General features: G+C 59.5%; 1 protein-coding gene. It reads left to right on the forward strand.

Annotated features, from left to right (window positions below; all coding sequences use genetic code 11):
• On the forward strand, positions 1-440 hold a 440-nt coding region (locus tag GHN86_RS23090; protein ID WP_153387394.1), incomplete at both ends, for a Tn3 family transposase.

The following is a 440-nucleotide window of genomic DNA, read 5'->3' on the forward strand; positions in this document are numbered from 1 at the left end:
CTTCACCGACCTCGACGACCAGTTGCAGGAGCTGTATTGCGCCGATGATCTGGCATTGTACGAGAAATGCCTGATCCGGCCGGCTGGCCAGATCGACCGGCAACTCATCGTCGGTGAGAAGGCGAACATCGACCGAATCGTCGCCACACTGGGCCTGAAGGAAATGACGCAGGGCACGCTGATCCGCAAGCTGTGCACCTATACGGCGCCGAACCCGACGCGGCGCGCAATCTTCGAGTTCGACAAGCTCATCCGCAGTATCTACACACTGCGCTACCTGCGCGACCCGCAACTGGAGCGTAATGTTCACCGCTCGCAGAACCGCATTGAGTCCTATCACCAGCTACGCTCGACCATCGCCCAAGTCGGTGGGAAGAAGGAATTGACCGGCCGCACCGACATCGAAATCGAGATCAGCAACCAGTGCGCCAGGCTGATCG

This window comes from Pseudomonas helleri (assembly GCF_009600315.1).
In the GTDB taxonomy this organism is placed as follows: Bacteria; Pseudomonadota; Gammaproteobacteria; order Pseudomonadales; family Pseudomonadaceae; genus Aquipseudomonas; species Aquipseudomonas helleri_A.